This is a genomic window from Rhizobium sophorae, from assembly GCF_013087515.1.
Taxonomy (GTDB): domain Bacteria; phylum Pseudomonadota; class Alphaproteobacteria; order Rhizobiales; family Rhizobiaceae; genus Rhizobium; species Rhizobium sophorae.
Genome location: NZ_JABFCN010000048.1, coordinates 102,719 through 127,129 on the forward strand (window position 1 = coordinate 102,719; position 24,411 = coordinate 127,129).

The window sequence follows — 24,411 nt, forward strand, 5'->3', positions numbered from 1 at the left end:
CTTGGATCATGACTATGGCAACTCAAGCAGCAGACGTCCGCGCACGCGACGCCCGACTTACCACCACGGCCTCCTGATCGGAGCCGGGTTAACACTGTCGTTCGCTTTCTCCTTGCCCTGAGTCACCGTCCATGGACACCAGATCGTTTCCGACGTCACATCGCGTTTTTTTCGTCCGGAGCGTCGCGCAGACGTCCTGTGCCGCAACTCCGCACGCGTTTCGACTTAGCCGCGGCTGCCGGACATCACCGGAGCACCGGCAGCCGTAGCTGCTCCTGAACCAAAGAATACCTCTCATCTTCAGAACACGCCGCCGCCAGAGCCGGCCGGCGCCAGGAGTAATGCATGCCTTATGATCCCACAAAGATCGAACCGAAGTGGCAGGCCTATTGGGCCGACCACCATATCTTCCGAGCGGAAATCGATCTGGCTAGGCCGAAATTCTACGCACTCGACATGTTCCCATATCCTTCCGGTGCGGGCCTGCATGTCGGCCATCCCCTCGGCTATACGGCCACTGATATAACGTGCCGCTACAAACGCATGCGCGGCTTCAATGTCTTGCATCCCATGGGATGGGACAGTTTCGGCCTGCCGGCGGAGCGCCACGCGATGCGGACTGGTGTGCATCCCGATATCACGACGAAGCGCAATATCGAGACGTTTCGCGGGCAGGTGCAGAGGCTGGGCTTCTCCTATGACTGGAGTCGCGAGTTTGCCACCACCGACCCCGCCTATGTGCGCTGGACGCAGTGGATCTTCCTGAAGCTGTTCGAGAAGGGCCTGGCCTATCAGGCGGAGGTCGAAGTCAACTGGTGCCCGGCCCAGAACGCGGTGCTCGCCGACGAGGAGGTCAAGGACGGGCGTTACGTCGAGACCGGCGATCCCGTCATTCGCCGCAGGATGCGCCAGTGGATGCTGCGCATCACGGCCTATGCCGATCGGCTGCTGCAGGGACTGGACGGCCTCGATTGGCCCGAAAACCTGAAAACCATGCAGCGCAACTGGATCGGGCGTTCTGAAGGGGCCGAAATCCGCTTTTCGCTCGGGCATGGCACGGAGGGCATCACCGTCTTCACGACGCGCCCCGAGACCCTGTTCGGAGCAAGCTATATCGTCCTTGCGCCGGAGCATCCTGCAGTTGCCGCCATCGTCGAGCCGGAAATGCGCGAGGCGGTGGCCGCCTATATTGCCGAGGCCGAAGGATTGGAAGAGACGGTGAGGGCCGATGCCGGGCGCGAGAAGACGGGCGTCTTCACCGGCGCCTACGCCGTCAATCCTGCCAACGGCGCCCGGCTGCCAATCTGGGTGGCCGATTACGTGCTGGCTGGCTACGGCACCGGCGCCCTGATGGCGGTGCCGGCTCATGACGCGCGCGACTACGCCTTTGCCCATGCGCACGAGCTGCCGATCATTCGCGTGATCGACAGTGCGGACGATATCGAAAAGGCGGCGTTTGAGGGCGAGGGGGCGATCGTCAACTCCGGCTTCCTGAATGGTCTGGCCTCGCCGGAGGCTAGGAAAGCCATCATCGCCTGGCTGCAGGCGAACGGCGCGGGCTGGCAGAAGGTTACCTATCGCCTGCGTGATTGGCTGTTCTCCCGCCAGCGCTACTGGGGCGAGCCGATACCGGTGCTGCATCTGGCGGACGGCTCGGTGATACCACTGCCCGAGGAATGCCTGCCGCTGCTGCCGCCTGAACTGGACGACTACGCTCCGACGCCGGATGGCGAACCGCCGCTTGCCCGTGCGCAGGCCTGGGTCGAAACGATCGTGCCGGGCACCGACATTCCGGCACGGCGGGAGACCAACACGATGCCGCAATGGGCGGGCTCCTGCTGGTATTATCTCAGATTCCTCGATCCGGAGAACACCAGCGAACTCGTCGGGCGCGAGGCCGAGCGCTACTGGATGCCGGTCGATCTCTATGTCGGCGGCGCCGAGCACGCGGTCCTGCATCTGCTCTATGCCCGCTTCTGGCATAAGGTGCTCTACGACATCGGCGTCGTTTCGACGGAAGAGCCGTTCCAGCGGCTGTTCAACCAGGGCATGATCCTTGCTCATTCCTACCGCGATGCGGCGGGCCGGTATTGTGCGCCGTCGTCCGTCGTCGAAGAGGAGGGCAGATGGTTCGCTGGGTCGGTCGAAGTGCAGCGCGCCGTCGAGAAGATGTCGAAGTCGCGGCTGAACGTTGTTAACCCCGACGATGTCGTCCGTCAGTTCGGGGCCGACGCCTTACGCCTGTACGAGATGTTCATGGGACCTCTGGACGCGGCAAAACCCTGGCAGACCGCTGGCGTGATCGGCGTGCGTCGGTTTCTGGAGCGTGCCTGGCGCATTGTCTGCGACGAGAGCGATGGACTCTCTCCAGTGGTGCTGGAGGCGGCCCCCAGCCCGCAGCTTCTGCGCTTGCGCCACCAGACGGTGAAGACCGTGACGGCGGATATCGAAGCAATTCGGTTCAATACCGCGGTTTCCCGGCTGATGGAACTGGCCAACGCACTGACGGCGGAAGCAGTGCGTCCGCGCGAAGTGGTGGAGACATTCGTGCTGTTGCTCGCACCCTTTGCGCCTCACATCGCGGAGGAGTTATGGAGCAAGCTTGGTCACGGGGAAACACTGACATGGGTTTCCTGGCCGACCTTCGATCCCGCAATGATCGAGATGGAGACCCGCGAATATGTCGTGCAGATCAACGGCAAGGTTCGCCACCGCTTCGAAGCCGCCGCCGATCTCGGCGAGGCGCTGCTTGCAGCGGCGCGATCCGAACCTTCAGTTATGGCCTTGCTCGACGGCAAAACGGTGGTAAAGGAAGTTCTGGTCCCGGGGCGACTGGTGAATTTCGTCGTCGAAGACCTGTGATGATCCAAAGCGGATCGTCGGACTTCAGCCCGACGGTCCGTTCCTTCAACCGACCGCCTACCTGCCACTCTCCGGCCAGGTCGGCTGACTAATGCTCTGCAGCAGTTCCGGTTCGACGCCGTCGATGCGGGCGATGACGGCTTTGGCCATTTCGCGGCCGGCGTGGCGGACATCCTCCTGGGCGGTGATGATCTCGGGGCGGATCCAGTTCAGGATCGGTACCGATTGTTTGGAGACCATGTCGAGATCGCGGCCGAGCGCCTTGCCGGCGGCCTCAATCCCGGCATTGACGGCGATTGCAGCACTGCCGGCTGAACAGACGATGCCGTCAGGTGCGTTGGCCGAGCGCATCATCACCTCGACGACGTCGCGGATGTCGGCGAGCGGGGCGTCGGTGTTGATGCGCAGCGGCACTTCCTCGGCGCCGTAATCATGCAGGCCGGTCTGGAAGCCGATGCGGATATGGGCGTAGTAAGTGAGCTTGCTCGGCGGCTGCAGCAGGGCGATGCGGCGCCGGCCGCGCTTAACCAGCTTTTCCACCGCCTTATGGGCGAAGGCCTCGTTGTCGAAATCGTGGAAGGGATGCGTGAGACCCGCATCGGTGCGCCCATGCGTGGCAAAGGGCATGCCGCGCTCGCTCAGCAGCCTTACGCGCGGATCGTCTGGCTCGATGCGTGAGATGATGACGCCGTCGGCCGAGCCGGTATCAAGGATATAGCGCACCGGCAGCATCGGGTCCTTGCTGTGCGAATGCGGCGTGATGACGATATGATAGGGCGTGCCGGACAGCACCTCGGAGATGCCGAAGACCATCTGGCTCGAGAAGCCCATGATCTCCTCGTCGATGCTGAGGACGAGGGCGATGACGTTGGTCTTGCCGGTACGGAGGCGCACACCCGCCCTGTTCGGCTGGTAGCCGAGCTGGCGGGCGACCATGCGCACTCGCTCCTTGGTTTCGGCCCCGATATCCGGCGCATCCTTCAGCGCGCGCGACACCGTCGTCACGCCAAGGCCCGTCATGAAGGCGATCGTCTTCAACGTCGGGCGCTCGCGCGCTGCCGGCGTCGATGCCGCGTTCCCGAAATTTCCCTTGTTTTCCATCCCTTTAGGCCGTCCTGCGCGAATTGGTGTCGCTTATAGAGGCTTTTTCCAGCGTCGTAAGCCCGCCGCATGCCAAAATCGCACCTCCCTGAAGAATGCAATCTGTAACGATACAGTAGAAATGTCGAGTGCTTTTTGTTGTGTGCATTGCAACATTGTACGTATAGGTTGAATCGGCAATCCGTGCTCTGTTTTATTGCGCTTGCGAAGAGACTGAAATTGAGGGCTAAATTTCCTTTGTGAAATTATTACGCAAATTCAAATTGATAAAGTGGAAACGCATGTGCGAGAACGCCCGGGCGGGTATCGTTTCAAGGGGATGCAGTGCTCCTGATGTAAACAGGCAGAAGTAGCAATTCCGGTTATCACGGAAAAATTTGCCTGCGGGCAGTTGCGTGAGGAAATCGATTGATCTAAGTTTTTCCGGCAACGTTTCAGTGAGGGAGGAAAACTCATGAAAATCCGTCTAATGGCCGCCCTGCTTGCCACTTCGGTCGCACTTCCGCTAGGAGTCGCCAATGCCACCGACCTTGAAGTCACCCACTGGTGGACTTCTGGCGGAGAAGCTGCAGCGGTCGCCGAGCTGGCCAAGGCATTCGACGCCACCGGTAACCACTGGGTCGACGGCGCGATCGCCGGCTCCGGCGGCACTGCTCGCCCGATCATGATCAGCCGCATCACCGGCGGCGACCCAATGGGCGCGACGCAATTCAACCATGGGCGCCAGGCCGAGGAACTCGTCCAGGCTGGGCTGATGCGCGATCTGACCGACGTGGCGACCGCCGAGAAGTGGAAGGATATCATTCGTCCGTCGAGCCTGCTCGATTCCTGCACCATCGACGGCAAGATCTACTGCGCTCCCGTCAATATCCACTCCTGGCAGTGGTTGTGGCTTTCGAACGCCGCCTTCAAGAAGGCCGGCGTCGAAGTACCGAAGAATTGGGACGAGTTCGTCGCTGCGGCTCCGGCTCTCGAAAAGGCCGGCATCATTCCGCTTGCCGTCGGCGGTCAGCCGTGGCAGGCGACAGGCGCCTTCGACGTGCTGATGGTTGCCGTTGCCGGCAAGGATACCTTCAACAAGGTCTTCAAGGACAAGGATGCGGAAGTTGCTGCCGGTCCTGAAATCGCCAAGGTGTTCAAGGCCGCCGACGATGCTCGGCGTATGGCCAAAGGCAGCAACGTCCAGGATTGGAACCAGGCCACCAACCTTGTCATCACGGGCAAGGCCGGCGGCCAGATCATGGGCGACTGGGCGCAGGGTGAATTTGCGCTGGCCGGTCAGAGGGCCGGCACCGATTACACCTGCCTGCCGGGCCTCGGCGTGAACGAGATCATCTCGACGGGCGGCGACGCCTTCTACTTCCCGCTGCTGAAGGACGAAGAAAAGTCCAAGGCGCAGGGGGTGCTTGCCAAGACCCTGCTCGATCCCAAGACCCAGGTTGCCTTTAACCTGAAGAAGGGTTCGCTGCCGGTTCGCGGTGACGTCGATCTCGCTGCCGCCAACGATTGCATGAAGAAGGGTCTCGAAATCCTTCAGAAGGGCAACGTGATCCAAGGCACCGACCAGCTGCTTTCGGCCGACAGCCAGAAGCAGAAGGAAGACCTTTTCTCCGAATTTTTCGCCAATCCGTCGATGACGCCCGAAGACGCTCAGAAGCGTTTCGCCGGGATCATCGCTTCTGCTGACTGATCTGCAGACTTGCTGCCTTGCGGTCCGGCTCCCATGGGGCCGGATCGATACGGACGGTCGGTGATGGTCCGGCGGGTGGCGGCGTCCCTCCGGTATCTTCGACGGGTTCGGAGGTGGGGACGACAGGCGGCGCCTTGCCGTTTTGTTACTTGTCGCAATTGCGATTGAGGAGAAGTTTATGACGGGTCAAGCGCGAGCAGGCCGGCCAAACAAGTTGCTACGCAATCTGAATGCCAAGATTGCGTCCATTCCGATGATCCTGACAGCGCTGGTGATCTTTGTCGGCGGCACGCTCTGGACGGTTTTTTATTCCTTCACCAATTCCAAACTGCTTCCGCGGTTGAGCTTTGTCGGCTTCGATCAGTACGAGCGCCTATGGGCGGCACCCCGCTGGGTGACGGCGATCGAGAACCTGGCCGTCTATGGCATCCTCTCGCTGATTTTCAGCCTGGTCATCGGTTTCATGCTCGCTGCGCTGATGGACCAGAAAATCCGCTTCGAAAACACCTTCCGCACCATCTTTCTCTATCCCTTTGCGCTGTCCTTCATCGTGACGGGCCTCGTCTGGCAATGGGTTCTGAACCCTGACTTCGGCATTCAGGCGGTGGTGCGCTCGATCGGGTGGACGAGCTTCACCTTCAATCCGCTCTATACGCCTGAGATCGTCATCTACGGCATTCTGATCGCGGCGCTGTGGCAGGGAACGGGTCTTGTCATGTGCCTGATGCTTGCCGGCCTGCGTGGGATCGACGAGGACATCTGGAAAGCGGCGCGTGTGGATGGCATTCCGATGTGGAGGACCTATCTCTTCATCGTCATCCCGATGATGCGGCCGGTCTTCATCACGACGATCGTCATCATCGCCTCCGGCATCGTCAAGGTCTACGACCTCGTGGTCGCGCAGACATCCGGCGGACCGGGCATTTCCTCGGAAGTGCCGGCGAAATATGTCTACGATTACATGTTCCAGGCGCAAAACCTGGGGCAGGGCTTTGCTGCCTCGACCATGATGCTCGTCACCGTCGCGATCATTATCGTTCCGTGGGCCTATCTGGAATTCGGCGGAGGGCGCAAGCGTGGCTGATGTAGGAACTCTCAACACCACGGCTGCGGGCATCGACGCCGTCGCGCCGAAGCTCGGCGAAGGCCCCAGCGGCCCCCGACCACGCCCGGCGGTGTCGGCGCGCAACATCATGCTCTATGGCACACTGATCATCGCAGCGCTCTACTACCTGTTGCCGCTCTATGTGATGGTCGTGACGTCGCTGAAGGGCATGCCGGAAATCCGTCTCGGCAACATCTTTTCTCCGCCGATGGAGATCACCTTCGAACCCTGGGTGAAGGCCTGGGCGCAGGCCTGCACCGGCCTGAACTGTGATGGGCTGTCGCGTGGGTTCTGGAACTCGGTGCGCATCACGGTGCCGTCGGTCATCATCTCGATCGCAATCGCCTCGGTAAATGGCTATGCGCTGGCCAACTGGCGCTTCAGGGGATCCGAGCTTTTCTTCTCGATCCTCATCATCGGGGCATTCATTCCCTATCAGGTGATGATCTATCCGATCGTCATCATCCTGCGCGAAATCGGCATCTACGGCACGCTGACCGGCCTCGTCATCGTCCATTCGATCTTCGGCATGCCGATCTTGACGCTGCTCTTCCGCAACTATTTCGTGTCGCTGCCGGAGGAGCTGTTCAAGGCGGCTCGTGTCGACGGGGCGGGCTTCTGGCAGATCTTCCTGCGGATCATGCTGCCGATGTCGCTGCCGATCTTCGTCGTCGCGATGATCCTGCAGGTGACCGGCATCTGGAACGACTTCTTGTTCGGCGTGGTCTTCACCCGACCGGATACCTATCCGATGACCGTGCAGCTCAACAACATCGTCAATTCCGTCCAGGGCGTGAAGGAATACAACGTCAACATGGCGGCAACGATTCTCACCGGTCTTGTGCCGCTCATCGTCTACTTCGTGTCGGGACGGCTTTTCGTCCGCGGCATCGCCGCCGGCGCAGTGAAGGGTTGATCTCATGAATATGAATGCAAGCGTCTCCATCAAGGATCTGTCCCTGAACTTCGGCTCGGTCAGCGTGCTGAAGGATCTCAACCTCGACATCAACGACGGCGAATTCCTGGTGCTGCTCGGTTCGTCCGGCTGCGGCAAGTCGACCTTGCTGAATTGCATCGCCGGCCTGCTCGACGCCTCGGAAGGGCAAATCTTCATCAAGGGCAAGAACGTCACCTGGGAAGAGCCGAAGGACCGCGGCATCGGCATGGTGTTCCAGTCCTATGCGCTCTATCCGCAGATGACGGTCGAGAAGAACCTTTCCTTCGGCCTTCGCGTCGCCAAGGTGCCGCAGGCCGAGATCGACAAGCGGGTGGCGCGTGCCTCCGAGATCCTGCAAATTCAGCCACTCCTCAAGCGCAAGCCGGCGGAGCTTTCCGGCGGCCAGCGCCAGCGCGTGGCGATCGGCCGGGCACTGGTGCGCGACGTCGACGTTTTTCTGTTCGACGAGCCGCTGTCCAACCTCGACGCCAAGCTCCGCTCGGAGCTGCGCGTCGAAATCAAGCGGCTGCACCAGTCGCTGAAGAACACGATGATCTACGTCACCCACGACCAGATTGAGGCGCTGACGCTCGCCGACCGCATCGCCATCATGAAGAGCGGCATCATCCAGCAGCTCGACGATCCGACGACGATCTACAACAGGCCGCGCAATTTGTTCGTTGCCGGCTTCATCGGCTCGCCGTCGATGAATTTCCTGCACGGCGAGCTGGTTAAATCAGGCGACGGCATTGCCTTTTTGGCCAACGGCGTCATTTTTTCGCTCGCTGCTTACGACGCTACTGAGACGCTGCAGCCCGGCCGCAAAGTGGTGCTCGGCGTTCGTCCAGAACACATCAAAGTCAACGAGAATACCGGCGGCGAAGAACATGACGCCACTGTCGATATCGAGGAGCCGATGGGCGCGGACAATCTGCTGTGGCTGAAACATGCCGGTCACACGATGTCGGTACGTGTCAACGGCGCACGCCGCTTCAACGTCGGAGCCAAGGTGAAGCTCAGCTTCGACATGACTGTCGCCTCGGTCTTCGACGCCGAAAGCGAGCTGCGTCTCTAGAGAACTCTGCGGGCGGGGCCGAAATGGCGCCGCCCTACCTCCAATCGGCCATCAGGCCAGCCAAATTCGGCCGCGGTCCGGCTTGTCCGGCGATCCCAGGAGCGGCCCGATCGGGATACTACTATGACATCCTTGCCGAAGAACGGTTTCAACATCGACCTTTCCGGTTCGTGGCAGCTTGCCTCCATCGACGGCGAGATCCGCACCGCGATCATCTTGCCGGGCGACGTGCACACCGCGCTCCACCGCGCAAGCCTGATCCCCGATCCTTATTTCGGCCGCAACGAGGAAAAGGTGCAGTGGGTCGCCGAGCGGGAATGGGCGGTCGAGCGCAGCTTCACGCTTCAGGAGGTCGAAGGCGACTGGTATCTCGATATCGATTATCTCGACACGGTCGCCAGCGTCCACGTCAACGGCTTCCTGGCGCTCGAAGCCGACAACAGCTTCCGCCGCTACCGGCCTGACGTCTCCAGCATGCTGAAATCAGGCGACAACAGCATCCGCATCGTCTTTGCCTCGAACATCGCCGTCGGCGCTGCGCGACAGAAGCAGCAGCCCTTTTACATTCCCTACAGCACGGGCAATTCGCCGATTCCCGACGGCAACATGCTGCGCAAGCCGCAATGCCATTTCGGCTGGGACTGGAACATCGCCATTGCGCCGCTCGGCCTCTACGGGACGATCGCGCTGAAAAAGCTCGAAACCGCGCGCATCGAACACGTCGTCACCCGCCAGAACCACAATAATGACGGCTCGGTCGATCTCAAAGTGACCGCGACGCTGTTTTCCAAGGGGCAGGACATTGCCCAAGTTTATTTCGACCTCGATGGCGAGCGCGTGCGCCTGGATGTCGGCGTCAATGGCGAGACCCATGTCAACCATCTCTTCCATATCGACAATCCGCGCCTCTGGTGGCCCTCCGGCAGCGGCGAGCAGGCGCTCTACAGGCTTTCGGTCGAAACGCCGACGGATGAAATGGTCAAGCAGATCGGCCTTCGCACCGTCGAGCTGATCACCACGCCGGATGCGGCCGGCAGCCGCTTCGCGTTCAAGGTCAACGGCCGCGAGATCTTCTGCCGCGGCGCCAACTGGATCCCGGCCGACGCGCTGTTTTCGCTGTCTTCGCCTGCAAAGACCGAAGACCTGCTGCAATCGGCGAAAGCCGCCAACATGAACATGATCCGTGTCTGGGGCGGCGGCTTCTATGAGCAGGATCATTTCTACGATCTCTGCGACCGGCTGGGCCTGATGGTCTGGCAGGACTTCATGTTCGCCTGCAACCTCTATCCCTCGACCGAGGACTTTCTCGACAATGTGACGATCGAGGTCGACTACCAGGTGCGCCGGCTCTCCTCGCATCCCTCGATCGTGCTCTGGTGCGGCGACAATGAACTGGTCGGAGCGCTCACCTGGTTCGAGGAATCGCGGAAGGACCGCGACCGCTATCTCGTCTCCTATGATCGCCTCAACCGCACGATCGAGCAGGCGGTGAAAAAGGCGCTGCCCGGCGCGCTCTGGTGGCCGTCGAGCCCGGCGTCCGGTTATCTCGATTTCGGCGATGCCTGGCATGCGGACGGGTCCGGCGACATGCATTACTGGTCGGTCTGGCACGAGAACAAGTCGTTCGACAATTACCGCTCGGTGCGTCCACGCTTCTGTTCGGAATTCGGCTTCCAGTCCTATACGTCGCTACCTGTAATCAAGACCTATGCCGAGGCGAAAGACATGAACGTCGCTTCCCCGGTCATGGAGCTGCACCAGAAGAATGCCGGCGGCAACGAGCGCATCGCCGGCACGATGTTCCGTTATTTCCGATTCCCCAAGGATTTTCTGAACTTCGTCTATCTCTCCCAGATCCAGCAGGGGTTGGCGATCAAGACGGCGGTGGAATACTGGCGGTCGCTCAAACCCCATTGCATGGGCACGATCTACTGGCAGCTCAACGACACCTGGCCGGTCGCTTCCTGGTCGAGCCTCGACTATGGCGGCCGCTGGAAGGCGATGCATTATCTCGTCAAGCGCTTCTTCCAGCCAGTCGCGGTCTCGGCCATTCCTTCCGACGACGGAAAGACGATCCGCTTCTCGCTGGTCAACGACACACTTGCCGATGTCAGCGTCGACCTTTCGATCTCGCTGCTGACGACGCAGGGCGAGCGCCGGCACCTGAGAGACGTACGGGCCATATGTTCGCCGGATGCGGCCGTCACTGCCACGAGCATCGACGTTTCCGATATTCCCGAGGGAACGTTGCTTGCCTGGCGTTTCACCGCGTCGAACGGCACGGGCGGCGAGGGGCACCATGTCAACGGTACCTACAAGGCGCTGGAACTGGAACCCGCGGGGCTGACAGTCACCCACGAATATGTCGAGGAAAACGGCTCCGTCGACATCAACGTCACCGCTAGGGGACTTGCGCTTTTCGTGATGATCGAAACCGAGACCGACGGCAAATATTCCGACAACGCCTTCGATCTTGCGGCCGGCGAAAGCCGCCGCATCACCTTTACCCCGGCACGGCCGCTTGATCGTGGCGCGCTCCCGGAGTTCCGGTTCTACGACCTCTATTCCTGCCAGTCGGCGGATTGATCTTGCAAGAATGGGCACGAGGCCCAAGGAGAACATGATGACGAAACTTAGCTACCAGCTCTATAGCGCCCGTAACTTCCAGCCCTATTCGGCGATCTTCGAAAAGCTCGGCAAGGCTGGCTATGCCGAAGTCGAGGGCTTCGGCGGCATCTATGCCGATCTCGATGATGCCGGGCTGAAGAGCCTTCGCGCCGATCTCGACAAGAACGGCCTGGTCATGGCGAGCGGCCATTTCAGCCCCGATTTCCTGGAGAAGGAAGTCGAGAAGTCGCTGAATATTGCCAAGATCCTGGGCATGGATTCGATCTATGCGCCGCATCTCGCCGCCGACGAACGCCCGTCCGACGCCGCCGGCTGGGTCGCCTTCGGCAAGCGCCTGCAGGAGATCAGCAAGCCCTACAAGGCTGCCGGCTACGAATTCGGCTGGCACAACCACGATTTCGAATTCTTCAAGCTGCAGGACGGTTCGCGGCCGATCGAGCGAATCTTCGAGGGCGCGCCGGACATTTCCTGGGAGGCCGACATCGCCTGGGTTATCCGTGGTGGCGCCGATCCCTTCGCCTGCGTCGAGAAGCTCGGACCGCGGATCACCGCCGTGCATGTCAAGGACATCGCGCCGGCCGGCGAAGCGACGGATGAGAGCGGCTGGGCCGATGTCGGCCACGGTAAGGTCGAGTGGGCCAGGCTAATGACGGCGTTGCGCGCCACCAAGGCCAAGCACTACGTCGTCGAACACGATAACCCGAATGACATCGACCGCAATATCAGCCGCTCGATCGCATCCTTCCAGACCTACTGAGGCTTCATCATGACCAGGGAACTTGGCGTCGGCATCATCGGATGCGGCAACATCTCCACCACCTACTTCTCACTGGCACCGCTCTTCAAGGGGCTGAAGGTGCTGGCCTGCGCCGATATCAACGCGCAGGCAGCCGAGGCGCGCGCCAAGGAATATGGCGTCAAAGCGCAGACGATCGACGAGCTTCTCGCCAATGACGAGATCGACGTCGTCGTCAACCTGACGATCCCGGATGCGCATTTCCGTGTATCGAAGGCGATTCTCGAGGCCGGAAAACACGTCTATTCCGAAAAACCCCTGGTGCTTTCACTTGAAGAGGGTGAGGAGCTTCGCCGCATCGCCAAGGAAAAGAACCTTGCCGTTGGTTGCGCGCCCGATACTTTCCTCGGCGGCGCCCATCAGCTCGCCCGCAAGTTCATCGATGACGGCGGCATCGGCCGGGTGACTTCGGGCGCCTGCTATGTGATGAGCCCCGGCATGGAGATGTGGCATCCGAACCCGGATTTCTTCTTCCTGCCGGGCGGCGGCCCGATCCTCGATCTCGGCCCTTATTACATCGCCAACCTGATCAACCTGATCGGCCCGGTCAAACGTGTCGGCGGCATGACCTCGATGGCGTCGCCGACCCGCACCATCACCAGTCAGCCACGCAACGGTGAAATCATCCCGGTCAAGACGCCGACGACCATCCAGGCGCTGCTCGAATTCGTCAACGGCGCCACCGTGACGCTGACGGCGAGCTGGGACGTGTGGTCGCACCGCCATGCCAATATGGAACTTTACGGCACCGACGGCTCGCTCTACGTGCCGGATCCGAACTTCTTCGGCGGCACCGTCGAGGCAAGCGGCCGCGACAAGGACATCAAACCGCTTGATGCCTGGGAGCATCCCTTCGGCAAGATCAACCAGGAAAGCCCGAACGGGTCGCGCGCCAACTACCGCACCGCCGGACTTGCCGACATGGCCATGTCGCTGATCGAGGGCCGTGATGCGCGCTGCTCGCTCGACCGCACGCTGCACGGCGTCGACGTCATGACCTCGATCCTGAAGTCGGGCGAGGAGGGCCGTTTCATCGACCTGACCACGACCTGCACGCAACCGGCCGCCCTCGGCATCGAAGAAGCGCAGGCGCTTTTGAAGTGATAAGAAGATGCTGCGGGGATCTCACTGGATCGCGAGGCATCCCGCCAGAACCGTCATCCTCGGCCTTGTGCCGAGGATCTGCAAACAGGATGGCAGATGCTCGGCAAGGGCCGAGCATGACGACTAGACAGATATTCTTATCAAGGAGAGTCTCATGAGCTGGCAACCAGCCGCAGACCGCTATTCGAAAATGAAATATAACCGCACGGGCCGTTCCGGCCTGAAGCTGCCGGCCGTCTCGCTCGGCCTTTGGCACAATTTCGGCGGCGACACGCCGCATGACCGCAAAATCGATATGTGCCGCACGGCCTTCGACCTCGGCATCACCCATTTCGACCTCGCCAACAATTACGGCCCGCCTCCCGGCAGCGCCGAGACCGCCTTCGGCGAAATCATGCGCAGCGAATTCGTCGGGCTTCGCGACGAGCTGATCATCTCCTCCAAGGCTGGCTACGACATGTGGCCTGGCCCTTACGGCGAATGGGGCAGCCGCAAGTATCTGGTCGCCTCCTGCGACCAGAGCCTGAAGCGCATGGGCCTCGACTATGTCGATATCTTCTATTCACACCGTTTCGACCCGGAAACACCGCTGGAAGAGACCTGCGGCGCGCTCGACCATATCGTCCGTTCCGGCCGGGCGCTCTATGTCGGCATCTCCTCCTATAATTCGCAGCGCTCGCGCGAAGCAGCCGCGATCCTCAAGGAACTCGGTACACCGTGCCTGATCCACCAGCCGAGCTATTCGATGCTCAACCGCTGGGTCGAGGACGACAGGCTGCTAGATACGCTGGATGAGGTCGGCATGGGCTCGATCGTCTTCTCGCCGCTCGCCCAGGGCATGCTGTCGATGAAATATCTCGGCGGCATTCCCGAAGACAGCCGCGCGGCGCAGAACCACTTTCTCAAGCGCGACTACATCCGCCCCTCGATCATCGACAATATCCGCAAGCTCAACGAGATCGCCGAAAGGCGCGGCCAGACGCTGGCGCAGATGGCGATCGCCTGGGTGCTGCGCGGCGGCCGCGTGACCTCGGCGCTGATCGGCGCCAGCCGCTCGTCGCAGATCATCGATTGCGTCAAGGCGCTCGACAATCTCGATTTCACCGCCGAGGAGCTTGCCGAGATCGACGTCTACGCCCGTGAAGCCGACATCAACCTTTGGGCCAAGTCGGCCGAACGCGAATAGTCAAGACAGGCCCGGAGGCAAGCTTTCCGGCCTTACTCTACCACAATCTGACTTACGCGCAGCAAGTAGCACCGCCGCTGGGAGGAGACCGCTTTCATGATCCGCAATCCCATCCTGCCGGGGTTCAACCCCGATCCGTCGATCTGCCGCGTCGGCGCGGATTATTACATCGCCACCTCGACCTTCGAGTGGTATCCCGGCGTGCAGATCCACCATTCGCGCGACCTAGTGAACTGGACGCTAGTGCGCCGGCCGCTGGAGCGGAGATCGCAGCTCGACATGCGCGGCAATCCCGATAGCTGCGGCATCTGGGCGCCGTGTCTTTCCTATGCCGACGGGCAATTCTGGCTGGTCTATACCGACGTCAAACGCTTCGACGGCAGTTTCAAGGACGCGCCGAACTACATCGTCACCGCACCTTCGATCGAGGCCGAATGGTCCGAGCCGGTCTATGTCAATTCCTCCGGCTTCGACCCTTCGCTCTTTCACGACGATGACGGCCGCAAGTGGTTCGTCAACATGCAGTGGAACCACCGGACCGAAAGCTATGGCGGCTCGCCGAAATCGCCGGCCTTCGACGGCATCCTGCTGCAGGAATGGGATTCGGCGGCAAAGGCGCTGAAAGGGCCGATCAAGAACATTTTCGCCGGCAGCCCGCTCGGCCTCGTCGAGGGCCCGCATCTCTTCAAGCGCAACGGCTGGTACTACCTGACGACCGCCGAGGGCGGCACCGGCTACGACCATGCCGTCACCATGGCGCGGTCGCGTAATATCGACGGACCCTATGAGATGCATCCGAACATGCATCTCATCACCTCCAAGGATCATCCAGGCGCGGTACTGCAGCGGGCAGGGCATGGCCAATATGTCGAAACGCCCGAGGGCGAGGCCTATCACACCCATCTTTGCGGCCGGCCGCTACCCCCAAAGCGGCGCTGCACGCTGGGCCGCGAGACTGCCCTGCAAAAGTGCGTCTGGCGCGACGACGACTGGCTTTATCTCGAAAACGGAACCACCGTGCCCGATGTCGATGTGCCCGGCCTCTCCGGCGCGGTGCCCGTGGAAAAGCCGATGCGCAGCGAATACAGCTTCGATGGCGGCACGCTGCCCGCCGATTTCCAATGGCTGCGCACGCCAGAGCCCGCGCGCATCTTCAACCTGACGGATCGTCCCGGCCATTTGCGGCTGATTGCGCGCGAAAGCATCGGCTCCTGGTTCGAACAGTCGCTGGTTGCCCGCCGCCAGGAACATCACAGTTTCCGCGCCGAGACCGTGGTCGAATTCTCGCCCGACACCTATCAGCAGGTGGCGGGGCTGACGCATTACTACAACCGCCACAAATTTCACGCCGTTGCGGTGACGCTGCACGAAACACTCGGCCGCTGCGTGACGATCCTCTCCTGCAACGGCGACTACCCGAACGGACGCCTCAGCTTTCCCGCAGAAAGCGGCGTGGCGATTGCCGCCGAGGGCCGCGTCCAACTCGCCATGGAAATCCGCGAGAACGACCTGCAATTCTTCTGGCAGACCGAGGGCAAGGGCGCCTGGCAGCCGATCGGCCCGGTCCTCGACGCCGGGGTGATTTCCGACGAAGGCGGACGCGGCGAACACGGCTCCTTCACCGGCGCTTTCGCTGGCGTGTTTGCCTTCGATACGTCAGGCCGGGCGAAGACCGCGGATTTCGACTGGTTCAATTACGACGAGCTGTGAGGGGCACCCTGGTCCCGTTTATCCGCACGGGCGGAAAGAGCAAGGTGCGGAAGGAACGCAAAAAAGAAGCCGGCGCAAGGCCGGCTAAGACGAACGCGGCTGGACAGGGGATACTGGCCGGTTCCAAGCACTTCGTGACTGAACAATAACTGTCACTACATGCCGAGGCAGCAAAAAAGGGGCGCAACGAGAACACCCGAGACGGCTCCGCAAAGGGGTGGGCGGCGGGGCGGATGCCGGTGCTGGCCTCGGTTCTCTTATCGGGCACGAATATCACCGGATGATGACATCTGAAACCAGCTGCCGCCTTTCTTTTCGCCGGCGAGGTCGGCTTGCTTGCGAAGACTCGATGCCGGCTAACTCACCTGCGCCAGCGGGCCGACTGCGGCAGCGGACCGAGTGCATCAGCGGGTCGACTACGCCATCGGGCCAACTGTGTTGGCAGCAAGCGAATGCAGTGTTCATGCGCGTAAGGATGTTAAAGCGTTACAAAGGGACTATATAGCGGCCGAAGTAACTTCCGAGAATCCGCAAGAGTCCCGCATGGCCCCCATCATTTCCGTTCAGAACCTCACCAAGACCTATGCCAATGGGTTCGAGGCCCTGAAGGGCATCCATCTCGACGTCGAAAAGGGCGAGATCCTGGCGCTGCTCGGGCCGAACGGCGCGGGCAAGACGACGCTGATCTCGATCATCTGCGGCATCGCCAATCCGAGTGGCGGCCGGGTGCTGGTCGCCGGCCACGACGTGGTGAAGGATTTCCGCGCCACCCGCGGGATGATCGGGCTGGTGCCGCAGGAACTGACGACCGATCAGTTCGAGACGGTATTCAATACGGTGAGCTTTTCGCGCGGTCTGCACGGCAAGAAAGCCAATCCTGCCCATATCGAGAAGGTGCTGCGCTCGCTCTCGCTCTGGGACAAGAAGGACAATATGCTGCGCCAGCTCTCCGGCGGCATGAAGCGGCGGGTGCTGATCGCCAAGGCACTCTCGCATGAGCCGGATATCCTTTTCCTCGATGAGCCGACCGCCGGCGTCGACGTGACGCTGCGCAAGGACATGTGGAATGTCGTCGAAGAGCTTCGGGCTTCCGGCGTCACCATCATCCTGACCACCCATTATATTGAAGAGGCCGAGGAAATCGCCGACCGCGTCGGCGTCATCAATGGTGGCGAGTTGCTGCTCGTCGAGGATAAGGCGGCATTGATGGCGAAGCTCGGCCGCAAACAGCTCATCCTCGATCTCACCGAACCGCTGAGCCGCCTGCCGGATTGTTTTGCCGGCAACGGGCTGACGCTGGAAGCTGATGGCAACCGGCTGACCTATGATTTCGACACCGGCAACGAACAGGAAAGCATCGCTGCCCTGCTGACGCGGCTCGGTGAGAACAATATCCATTTCAAGGATCTCTCGACGCGGCAAAGCTCGCTTGAGGACATCTTCGTGGCGCTGGTGGGAGCGGATAAATGAACGTCGAGGCCGTCAAATCGATCTATTTCTTCGAGATGGCGCGCACGCGCCGCACCCTGCTGCAGAGCGTCATCTCGCCCGTCATCTCGACATCGCTCTATTTCATCGTCTTCGGCGCCGCAGTGGGGTCGCGCATCCAGGAGGTGGAGGGCGTGTCCTACGGCGCCTTCATCACGCCCGGCCTGATCATGCTGACATTGCTCGGCCAATGCATCAGCAACGGCTCCTTCGGCATCTATTTCCCGAAATTCACCGGGACGATCTACGAGGTGCTTTCCGCGCCGGTGGCGATGACGGAGATCCTGCTCGGCTATGTCGGTGCGGCGGCGACTAAGGGAATGATCATCGGCTTCATCATCCTCCTGACCGCCAATCTTTTCGTCGACGTCAGGATCGAGCATCCCTTCATGATGATCCTGTTCTTCCTGCTGACGGCGATCACCTTCAGCCTGTTCGGCTTCATGATCGGTATCTGGGCCGGCAATTTCGAACAGCTGAATCTCATTCCCATGCTCGTCGTGCCGCCGCTGACCTTCCTTGGCGGCAGCTTCTATTCGGTCAACATGCTGCCGCCATTCTGGCAGGCGGTCAGCCACCTCAACCCGGTGCTCTATCTCGTCAGCGGCTTCCGCTGGAGTTTTTACGGGATCGCCGACGTCAACCCGGCGATCAGCCTGGCGATGATCACGGTGTTCCTGGTGATCTGCCTGGGAACACTCGTCCTGGATCTTCAAGACCGGCTACCGGCTGCGCAACTGATCAATCACCCGAACAGCGCCATCGGAAAACCCGATGACGTCATCGGTTTCTTCCGTTTTTCTTCCGCTCCGGCCCGAGGCATCTGCTGCGTTAGCCAAGAAGGAGACGGCAGATGACGGATATCAGAATCGAAGGCGCGAAGATCATTATTGTTGGCGGCAGTTCCGGAATGGGACTGGCGCTGGCGAGGCGGTTGCTCGCGGAAGGGGCGGCGGTGACGATCGCAGGACGCGGCGAAGATAAGCTTGCTGCGGCCCGCCGCGATCTCGGTGACCATCCGAAACTTAAGACGTATGCCGTCGATATATCGCGCGAGGATGAGGTCGCGGCGCTTTTCGGCAGTAGCGGGACAGTCGATCACATCGTCAGCACGGCGGCCGATATCGTAGGCGCCTATCAGCTGCTGCCTTCGATCGAGCTTGCAGCGGCACAACGGGTGGTTGAAAGTAAGTTCTACGGGCCACTACTGCTGGCGAAATACGGGGCCAACCATTTGCCGCCGTCAGGATCGATCACCTATACGTCAGGTGTCGCGGCCTACCGGCCGGCGGCGCGTGGATCGGTGGTCGCAGCCGTCAATGCGGCGCTGGAAGGCCTGGTCAGGGCGCTTGCTGTCGAACTAGCGCCGATCCGGATCAATGCGGTGTCGCCCGGATGGGTGGATACGCCGATCTGGAGCTTCGTCGCCGGCGACGCCAAGCAGGCGACGCTTGAGGCTATGGCCCAGCGCCTGCCGGCCGGACGCGTTGGGCGGCCCGATGATATTGCCGATGCGATCCGCTTCCTGATCGGCAACGGATTCACCACCGGCACTATCCTGCATGTCGAAGGCGGGCATCGGCTGGTCTGAGCGGCGAGAGTTCTTCGCTTGCCGATTGCAGCAGGAGAGTAAGCGCCGGCGGCTGTACGCGCCTGCGCCGCCACATCATCACCAGCGAGGCGGCAGGCGGTTCGCCCGGCCATGGCAGTTCTACGACGTTGCCCAGCGTTGCGGCCGGACCGACGGCAAGGCGGGGGACGAGGCCAAAGCCGGCGCCGGATGCAACGAGCCGGACGATCGTCGCGATGCTGTCGGCTTCCGTGACGATTGAAGGCGCTGCAATCTGCGCTTCGGCAAAGGCAGTGTCGAACAGGTGCCGGTAGACGCAGCCGGTTTCGGTGGCGACGAAGGGCGCGGTGCTCAGTGCCGCGAGCCTTGCGGGTGGTCGGGCTTGAAAATCGCGCCCGGCAATCAGCACCAGCGGTTCGCTGCAGATTCGGCGCGTCAAGAAGCGCTCATCCTGCTGCCCGCGATCGAAGGTGAAGGCGACATCGATCGAGCCGTGCTGCAATTGCGCCAGCAATCCGCCGCTGTTACCGATCTTGATTTTGAGGCCGACGTCTGGGTTCTTCTTGCGAAAGAGTGATAGCCAGGGCGCCAGCCGCTCGGCGGCGATGGTTTCGAGCGTACCCAAGGTGACGGACTGTTCGGCATTGCCGGCTGCAGCACTGATGGCGGCCTTCGCCTCCTCGTTCAGCGCCAGTATCTCTTCGGCATAGGCCTTGAGGACCGCGCCTGCGGGTGTCGCGATTACGCCTTGGCGGGAGCGGAGGAAGAGTTCTGCACCCAGTTCCTCTTCCAGCGCCTGTATCTGGTCGCTGAGGCTCGACTGAGCGAGATTGACCTCGGCAGCGGCGCGCGTGAGGTTTTCGTGCCGGATCACTGCGAGGAATGTCTTCAATTGTCGTGGGTTCATATCGAGCTCCGGCATGGCGCGGAGGCGCCGTGACGCAGGATATCAACAAAGCAGAAGGCGCTGCAACGCAGGAGCATGTGGCGGCGAACTGCTTGTCTTATGCTGCTGTATATTGCACCAGTTCCCGTCAGGCGCTGCTGACGAGAACGGCGCCCGAGATGATGAGGAGGGTGCCGGCGGCGAGCTTTATTATGTCGAGTTCGGAGGCTTCGCCGAGAAAGACGGCGCCGATTGCCAGCGTCACCAGCACGTTGCAGCTCCAGATGGGGGCGAGCTTCGAGACCGGGACACCATAAGTGAAAAGCGCAAAGCTGATGAGGCCGGTGCCGATAGCAAAGCAGGCGCCGGCGGTGGCGGCAAAACCGAGACCTTCGGCGGTCCAGGGGGCAGGGCGCCAGATCAGGGCGGCAATCATGCCGGCGAGTGCGCAGGCAGCGCCGAAGGCGATCAGATAGACGGCGGAGCCGGTGGCCGATGTGGCGCTCTGTTTCTGGAAGATGGCGGTAATGCCCCAGAAGAGGGCGGGCAGAACGCCGCCGATGACGATCGGCCAGAGTGAATTCATTGGGAAACTCCTGTCGCACCCATGGGTCAAGGCCTCGCTGTGGGCAAGGCCGGTCGAACATGCGGTGCCACCGGACTAGGAGTTTCTTTTTGCTCTTTGTGGTCTTGTTGTTCTTGCGCTCAAGCTGGCAGATCCCGTCTCCGCCGTAAAGCGGCGGGGCCGCAATTAGTCGCGCATGCGGAGTTCGTCGGTCTGCATCTGGAGCGAGCCCAGCGTTTCCAGGAAGCTCATGCCGAGCAGGCTCTGGTCGAGCCGGCCATCCTCGGAGACGCTGGCTGCTACATTGTTGCGGACGATCGGGCCGATCGCTACCTGATCGAGCGTGACAGGTGCTGCGCGGCCGCGGCCGTTGGCCGTCATGACAGTCATGGAATAGGTGAGGCGGGAGAGGTCGATGCCGATCCGTTCGGCATCTTCGCGCGACAGCGCCACCATGCTGGCCCCGGTATCGACGAGCATCTCGATCGTCTGGCCGTTGACCGCGACATCGGCTTCGAAATGGCCGTTCAGCAGCTTGTGCAGGATGATCTCCCGGCCGCCCTCGCTTGTCGTGACGACGACGGCGCGGCCGGGAACCAGGCCGGCGAGCAGCCTGTTGCCGACGCCGAGCGCTTCCTGGCGATAGAGATAGACGGTCACGAGCGCCAGGATGATGACCAGCCAGATCATCATCTGGCGCATCGTTTCACCGACGCTGCGCCGGCTCGCCCAGACGCCGGCAGACAGCATCAGCGCGATCGGCAGCAGATAGACGACGCGGCCGAAGTCATCGCTCTGCAGGCCGAGGATGCGGCTATTGTCATTGTTGACGATCAGCACGGCAAGGCCGATGCCGATTACGACGAGGAAGACGGTCAAACGAATCATAGAGGCCGCTCCGGCCCACCAGCGAGGCTCATTTTCAAATGGTTCGACAGCGTGGTGGCGCCTGCAAGCCTTGCCGGCAGCAGCGCCATGATCCGTTGCCGCTCGGTGTCGGAATAGCTCATCCAGTTGCCGATTTCCTGAAGAGTCCGGCCGCAGCCGGCGCAAAATCCGGTGGTGGGCTCCAGGGAGCAGAGGTGAATGCAGGGCGTTTGCATGAAGGATATATCGGAGTTTCAAAGAGCCGTGGCAAGGGCGCAAAGAGTGGCGATCTCGCAAATTTGCTGCGTTGCGCCCAGCGTATCGCCGGTGTGGCCGGCAAGCTTGCGGCGGATGAAATCGGTGAAGGCAAGCCCTGCGATGCCGGTGGCGAGCAGGCTTGCGACCAGCGGCCGTAGGCCGAATGCCGGCCAGATCAGAAGCGCTGCGACGAGGCCGGCTGAGGCGAGCGCAAACTGCATCGCCGCCTCGTCCGGCTGGCCCGTCGAGACGGCCACGCCATCGGCCTTTGCCGGTGCCAACCGCTGCCAGTGCCAGGCGATGGCGCCGCGGCTGAGAGCCGCGACGGCGGGAATGGCGAGGGCTGCAGTGAGCGGCGCGGAATGGCGGGCGATCACAGCAAGCGCGGCTGCGCGGATCGCGAAGGAGAGGATCAGCGCTATCGCGCCATAGGTGCCGATCCGGCTGTCTTTCATGATGAGGAGGCTCTGTTCGCGGCTCTTGCCGCCGCCGATGCCGTCGGCCGTATCGGCCAGACCGTCCTCGTGCAGCGCGCCAGTGACGAGGACCTGGATGGAAAGCGCGATCAGGGCTGCCATCAGCGGGTCCGCACGCAGCCCCAAAAGGAGGAGGAGGGCGAGTGCGGGGACGAGACCGATGACGATGCCGGCAAAAGGAAAGGCGCGCACCAGCCGGCCGAGCCTGCCGTCATAGCCTTTGAACAGCGATTGCGGCATGGGAATGCGGCTGAGGAAGGCGACGGCGCGGGCGGTATCGACCGCATAGTCCTTGATCTTCATTCTGCTTCGTTCTGCCAGAGGTTTCGGCTTGTGGTCTCGGCTTATGGTCGCGGCGGCGCTTTTGGAGTTGTTCGCCTCGTCCGCCCGCTTTAAGAGAGTGGCCATCCGCAAAGAAGCTGATTTGCGTGGAAAAAACAAGAATACCCGGATTTATAGGAAAACCGCACAGATGAGCGTATCAGGCCTGCCGTTCGACGATTTCCGTACCCTTCTCCGCGACCTGCCTGGGCCGGATGCCCGCGCGCTGGTGGCCGCGCGCGAACGCGACGCGCAGCTAACCAAGCCGCCGGGCGCGCTCGGACGGCTCGAGGAAATCGCTTTCTGGCTTGCCGCCTGGACGGGCCGTACACCTGCCGTCAACCGGCCGCTGGTGGCGATCTTTGCCGGCAATCACGGCGTCACCAGGCAAGGCATCACGCCCTTTCCGCCTGCGGTGACGCAACAGATGGTCGAGAACTTTGCAGCCGGCGGTGCTGCGATCAACCAGATCTGCGTCGCCTATGATCTCGGACTGAAAGTCTTCGATCTGGCGCTCGATTATCCCACCGGCGATATCACCGAGGAGGCAGCGCTTTCCGAGCGCGATTGCGCCGCGACCATGGCCTTCGGCATGGAGGCGATCGCCGGCGGCACCGACCTGCTTTGCATCGGCGAGATGGGCATCGGCAATACGACGATTGCGGCGGCCATCAACTATGCGCTTTACGGCGGTTCGGCGCGCGACTGGGTAGGGCCTGGCACCGGTTCGGAGGGCGAGATGCTGGAGCGCAAGATCGCGGCGGTGGAAAAGGCGGTGGCGCTGCACAGCGATCATCTCGATGATCCGCTGGAGGTCATGCGCCGGCTCGGCGGCCGCGAGATCGCGGCGATGGCCGGCGCCATCCTTGCCGCCCGCATGGAGCGTATCCCGGTGCTGATCGACGGTTATGTCGCGACCGCAGCGGCGGCGATCCTGAAAGCCGCCAATCCGTCGGCACTCGATCATTGCCTGATCGGCCATGTCTCCGGCGAGCCCGGACATTTGCGCGCAATCGAGATGCTCGGCAAGACGCCGCTTCTGGCGCTTGGCATGCGGCTCGGCGAAGGCACCGGGGCGGCGCTGGCCGCCGGCATCGTCAAGGCGGCTGCCGCCTGTCATTCCGGCATGGCGACCTTCGCCCAGGCAGGTGTGACCAACAAACATTGATGCTGCGGTCGGCGCCGCCGATCTGCACGCGTTCGCTTGCGCCGCTCAAATGGATTCGGTATTTGCGTATTCGCTCATCGAAGGGGACGGCAAAGCTCTTCCCGGTGTGATGCAACGGCAAGAGGGGAGAGCATCTTGACGAAGCCTGTGGTGACGAAAGAGACCGGACTTCGGCATTTCATCGCCGCCGCCAGCTATTCCTGGGCGGGCTTCCAGCGGGTGTTGAAGGAGGCGGCCTTTCGTCAGGAGCTCGGTTTCTTCGTCGTTTCGATCGCGGCACTAGCGCTCGTCGGTGCAAGTGCCGGCGAGATTGTCGTCGCGGTGCTCTTGTTTCTCGGGCTCTTTTCGATGGAGGCGATGAATACTGCCGTCGAAGAGGTGATCGATCGGATTTCGCCGGAGATTTCGATCGTCGGTAAACATGCCAAGGATCTCGGCTCCTTCGCGGTGACCTGCATGATCGCCGCCTGCTGCCTCTATCTGGGCTTCGTCTTCGCTGAGCACCTGTTCTTTAGATCCGGATGATTTCACGCTGGATCGGCTTGAGGTCATCCGGATCCAAGTCAAAAATTGGAGCATGATGTCGCCCGAAAACCGCTCACACTTTTCGGCATCATG

At 61.6% G+C, this 24,411-nt stretch carries 20 protein-coding genes and 1 pseudogene; 15 read left to right on the forward strand and 6 right to left on the reverse strand.

Annotated elements, in window-relative coordinates:
* Positions 1 to 345 precede the first annotated feature (345 nt).
* Positions 346 to 2,862, forward strand: coding sequence for a leucine--tRNA ligase (gene leuS, locus G9X64_RS26260; protein ID WP_168310912.1), 2,517 nt, complete (start codon positions 346 to 348; stop codon positions 2,860 to 2,862).
* Positions 2,863 to 2,919: 57 nt separating this feature from the next.
* Here leuS and G9X64_RS26265 read toward each other — a convergent pair whose 3' ends face one another.
* Positions 2,920 to 3,963: a LacI family transcriptional regulator gene (locus tag G9X64_RS26265; RefSeq protein WP_012757809.1), complete on the reverse strand. Its 1,044-nt coding sequence runs from the start codon at positions 3,961 to 3,963 to the stop codon at positions 2,920 to 2,922.
* A 454-nt stretch (positions 3,964 to 4,417) separates the two neighbouring features.
* Here G9X64_RS26265 and G9X64_RS26270 point away from each other — a divergent pair, with 454 nt between their 5' ends.
* The 12 genes and pseudogenes from G9X64_RS26270 (at position 4,418) to G9X64_RS26325 (ending at position 19,273) form a co-directional block, all read left to right on the forward strand.
* Positions 4,418 to 5,653 carry an ABC transporter substrate-binding protein gene (locus G9X64_RS26270; protein WP_168310911.1) on the forward strand — a complete coding sequence of 412 codons (1,236 nt, stop codon included), beginning with the start codon at positions 4,418 to 4,420 and terminating at the stop codon, positions 5,651 to 5,653.
* 178 nt (positions 5,654 to 5,831) lie between these two features.
* On the forward strand, positions 5,832 to 6,737 hold the full coding sequence (locus G9X64_RS26275; protein ID WP_003540432.1) for a carbohydrate ABC transporter permease: 906 nt from the start codon (positions 5,832 to 5,834) through the stop codon (positions 6,735 to 6,737).
* Positions 6,730 to 7,674 carry a carbohydrate ABC transporter permease gene (locus tag G9X64_RS26280; protein ID WP_168310910.1) on the forward strand — a complete coding sequence of 315 codons (945 nt, stop codon included), beginning with the start codon at positions 6,730 to 6,732 and terminating at the stop codon, positions 7,672 to 7,674. Before G9X64_RS26275 ends, G9X64_RS26280 begins: the two co-directional genes overlap by 8 nt.
* 4 nt (positions 7,675 to 7,678) lie before the next feature.
* Entirely contained in the window at positions 7,679 to 8,770 is a 1,092-nt protein-coding gene (locus G9X64_RS26285) for an ABC transporter ATP-binding protein (RefSeq protein WP_171377649.1), read from the forward strand.
* A 123-nt stretch (positions 8,771 to 8,893) separates the two neighbouring features.
* Positions 8,894 to 11,356 (forward strand): beta-mannosidase, encoded by a 2,463-nt coding sequence (locus tag G9X64_RS26290; protein ID WP_168310909.1) that lies wholly within the window; start codon positions 8,894 to 8,896, stop codon positions 11,354 to 11,356.
* 37 nt (positions 11,357 to 11,393) lie between these two features.
* Positions 11,394 to 12,155: a sugar phosphate isomerase/epimerase family protein gene (locus G9X64_RS26295; protein WP_171377650.1), complete on the forward strand. Its 762-nt coding sequence runs from the start codon at positions 11,394 to 11,396 to the stop codon at positions 12,153 to 12,155.
* A gap of 9 nt (positions 12,156 to 12,164) precedes the next feature.
* Positions 12,165 to 13,298, forward strand: a complete 1,134-nt coding sequence (locus G9X64_RS26300; RefSeq protein ID WP_171377651.1) for a Gfo/Idh/MocA family protein — start codon at positions 12,165 to 12,167, stop codon at positions 13,296 to 13,298.
* 154 nt (positions 13,299 to 13,452) lie between these two features.
* Positions 13,453 to 14,484 (forward strand): L-glyceraldehyde 3-phosphate reductase, encoded by a 1,032-nt coding sequence (mgrA, locus tag G9X64_RS26305; protein WP_168313754.1) that lies wholly within the window; start codon positions 13,453 to 13,455, stop codon positions 14,482 to 14,484.
* A gap of 96 nt (positions 14,485 to 14,580) precedes the next feature.
* Positions 14,581 to 16,194 (forward strand): glycoside hydrolase family 43 protein, encoded by a 1,614-nt coding sequence (locus tag G9X64_RS26310; protein ID WP_171377652.1) that lies wholly within the window; start codon positions 14,581 to 14,583, stop codon positions 16,192 to 16,194.
* Between the two features lie 543 nt (positions 16,195 to 16,737).
* A complete protein-coding gene (locus tag G9X64_RS26315) occupies positions 16,738 to 17,664 on the forward strand; it encodes an ABC transporter ATP-binding protein (protein ID WP_168310905.1) in 927 nt (308 codons plus the stop codon).
* Positions 17,661 to 18,423, forward strand: a pseudogene (locus G9X64_RS26320) (ABC transporter permease). Before G9X64_RS26315 ends, G9X64_RS26320 begins: the two are co-directional and overlap by 4 nt.
* Before the next feature lie 112 nt (positions 18,424 to 18,535).
* Positions 18,536 to 19,273: an SDR family oxidoreductase gene (locus G9X64_RS26325; RefSeq protein ID WP_171377653.1), complete on the forward strand. Its 738-nt coding sequence runs from the start codon at positions 18,536 to 18,538 to the stop codon at positions 19,271 to 19,273.
* Here the strand turns inward: G9X64_RS26325 and G9X64_RS26330 are convergent.
* The 5 genes from G9X64_RS26330 to G9X64_RS26350 form a co-directional block, all read right to left on the reverse strand.
* Positions 19,236 to 20,159, reverse strand: coding sequence for a LysR family transcriptional regulator (locus tag G9X64_RS26330; protein WP_168310902.1), 924 nt, complete (start codon positions 20,157 to 20,159; stop codon positions 19,236 to 19,238). The two genes, G9X64_RS26325 and G9X64_RS26330, sit on opposite strands and share 38 nt — an antisense overlap.
* A 127-nt stretch (positions 20,160 to 20,286) precedes the next feature.
* Positions 20,287 to 20,724: an EamA family transporter gene (locus G9X64_RS26335; RefSeq protein ID WP_168313748.1), complete on the reverse strand. Its 438-nt coding sequence runs from the start codon at positions 20,722 to 20,724 to the stop codon at positions 20,287 to 20,289.
* A 165-nt stretch (positions 20,725 to 20,889) separates the two neighbouring features.
* Positions 20,890 to 21,591, reverse strand: coding sequence for a TIGR02281 family clan AA aspartic protease (locus tag G9X64_RS26340; RefSeq protein WP_168310900.1), 702 nt, complete (start codon positions 21,589 to 21,591; stop codon positions 20,890 to 20,892).
* The gene (locus G9X64_RS26345; protein WP_168310899.1) at positions 21,588 to 21,806 is read right to left on the reverse strand and encodes a DUF1289 domain-containing protein; all 219 of its coding nucleotides are present in this window, start codon (positions 21,804 to 21,806) and stop codon (positions 21,588 to 21,590) included. The genes G9X64_RS26340 and G9X64_RS26345 overlap by 4 nt, the downstream gene beginning before the upstream one ends.
* An 18-nt stretch (positions 21,807 to 21,824) precedes the next feature.
* The gene (locus G9X64_RS26350; RefSeq protein ID WP_168313747.1) at positions 21,825 to 22,607 is read right to left on the reverse strand and encodes an adenosylcobinamide-GDP ribazoletransferase; all 783 of its coding nucleotides are present in this window, start codon (positions 22,605 to 22,607) and stop codon (positions 21,825 to 21,827) included.
* 169 nt (positions 22,608 to 22,776) lie between these two features.
* Here G9X64_RS26350 and cobT point away from each other — a divergent pair, with 169 nt between their 5' ends.
* Together cobT and G9X64_RS26360 are read left to right on the forward strand one after the other, a co-directional pair.
* Positions 22,777 to 23,793, forward strand: a complete 1,017-nt coding sequence (gene cobT, locus G9X64_RS26355; RefSeq protein WP_171377654.1) for a nicotinate-nucleotide--dimethylbenzimidazole phosphoribosyltransferase — start codon at positions 22,777 to 22,779, stop codon at positions 23,791 to 23,793.
* 135 nt (positions 23,794 to 23,928) lie between these two features.
* Positions 23,929 to 24,318 (forward strand): diacylglycerol kinase, encoded by a 390-nt coding sequence (locus G9X64_RS26360; RefSeq protein ID WP_171377655.1) that lies wholly within the window; start codon positions 23,929 to 23,931, stop codon positions 24,316 to 24,318.
* The last annotated feature ends 93 nt before the right edge of the window (positions 24,319 to 24,411 follow it).

Excerpts from the sequence above, each read along its gene's own strand:
- leuS (WP_168310912.1), top strand. The coding sequence starts at position 346 with ATGCCTTATGATCCCACAAAGATCGAACCGAAGTGGCAGGCCTATTGG.
- G9X64_RS26290 (WP_168310909.1), top strand. The coding sequence starts at position 8,894 with ATGACATCCTTGCCGAAGAACGGTTTCAACATCGACCTTTCCGGTTCG.
- G9X64_RS26345 (WP_168310899.1), bottom strand. The coding sequence starts at position 21,806 with ATGCAAACGCCCTGCATTCACCTCTGCTCCCTGGAGCCCACCACCGGA.
- G9X64_RS26295 (WP_171377650.1), top strand. The coding sequence starts at position 11,394 with ATGACGAAACTTAGCTACCAGCTCTATAGCGCCCGTAACTTCCAGCCC.
- G9X64_RS26350 (WP_168313747.1), bottom strand. The coding sequence starts at position 22,607 with ATGAAGATCAAGGACTATGCGGTCGATACCGCCCGCGCCGTCGCCTTC.
- G9X64_RS26340 (WP_168310900.1), bottom strand. The coding sequence starts at position 21,591 with ATGATTCGTTTGACCGTCTTCCTCGTCGTAATCGGCATCGGCCTTGCC.
- G9X64_RS26300 (WP_171377651.1), top strand. The coding sequence starts at position 12,165 with ATGACCAGGGAACTTGGCGTCGGCATCATCGGATGCGGCAACATCTCC.
- G9X64_RS26315 (WP_168310905.1), top strand. The coding sequence starts at position 16,738 with ATGGCCCCCATCATTTCCGTTCAGAACCTCACCAAGACCTATGCCAAT.
- G9X64_RS26335 (WP_168313748.1), bottom strand. The coding sequence starts at position 20,724 with ATGAATTCACTCTGGCCGATCGTCATCGGCGGCGTTCTGCCCGCCCTC.
- G9X64_RS26310 (WP_171377652.1), top strand. The coding sequence starts at position 14,581 with ATGATCCGCAATCCCATCCTGCCGGGGTTCAACCCCGATCCGTCGATC.
- G9X64_RS26275 (WP_003540432.1), top strand. The coding sequence starts at position 5,832 with ATGACGGGTCAAGCGCGAGCAGGCCGGCCAAACAAGTTGCTACGCAAT.
- G9X64_RS26265 (WP_012757809.1), bottom strand. The coding sequence starts at position 3,963 with ATGGAAAACAAGGGAAATTTCGGGAACGCGGCATCGACGCCGGCAGCG.
- cobT (WP_171377654.1), top strand. The coding sequence starts at position 22,777 with ATGAGCGTATCAGGCCTGCCGTTCGACGATTTCCGTACCCTTCTCCGC.
- mgrA (WP_168313754.1), top strand. The coding sequence starts at position 13,453 with ATGAGCTGGCAACCAGCCGCAGACCGCTATTCGAAAATGAAATATAAC.
- G9X64_RS26285 (WP_171377649.1), top strand. The coding sequence starts at position 7,679 with ATGAATATGAATGCAAGCGTCTCCATCAAGGATCTGTCCCTGAACTTC.
- G9X64_RS26325 (WP_171377653.1), top strand. The coding sequence starts at position 18,536 with ATGACGGATATCAGAATCGAAGGCGCGAAGATCATTATTGTTGGCGGC.
- G9X64_RS26330 (WP_168310902.1), bottom strand. The coding sequence starts at position 20,159 with ATGAACCCACGACAATTGAAGACATTCCTCGCAGTGATCCGGCACGAA.
- G9X64_RS26270 (WP_168310911.1), top strand. The coding sequence starts at position 4,418 with ATGAAAATCCGTCTAATGGCCGCCCTGCTTGCCACTTCGGTCGCACTT.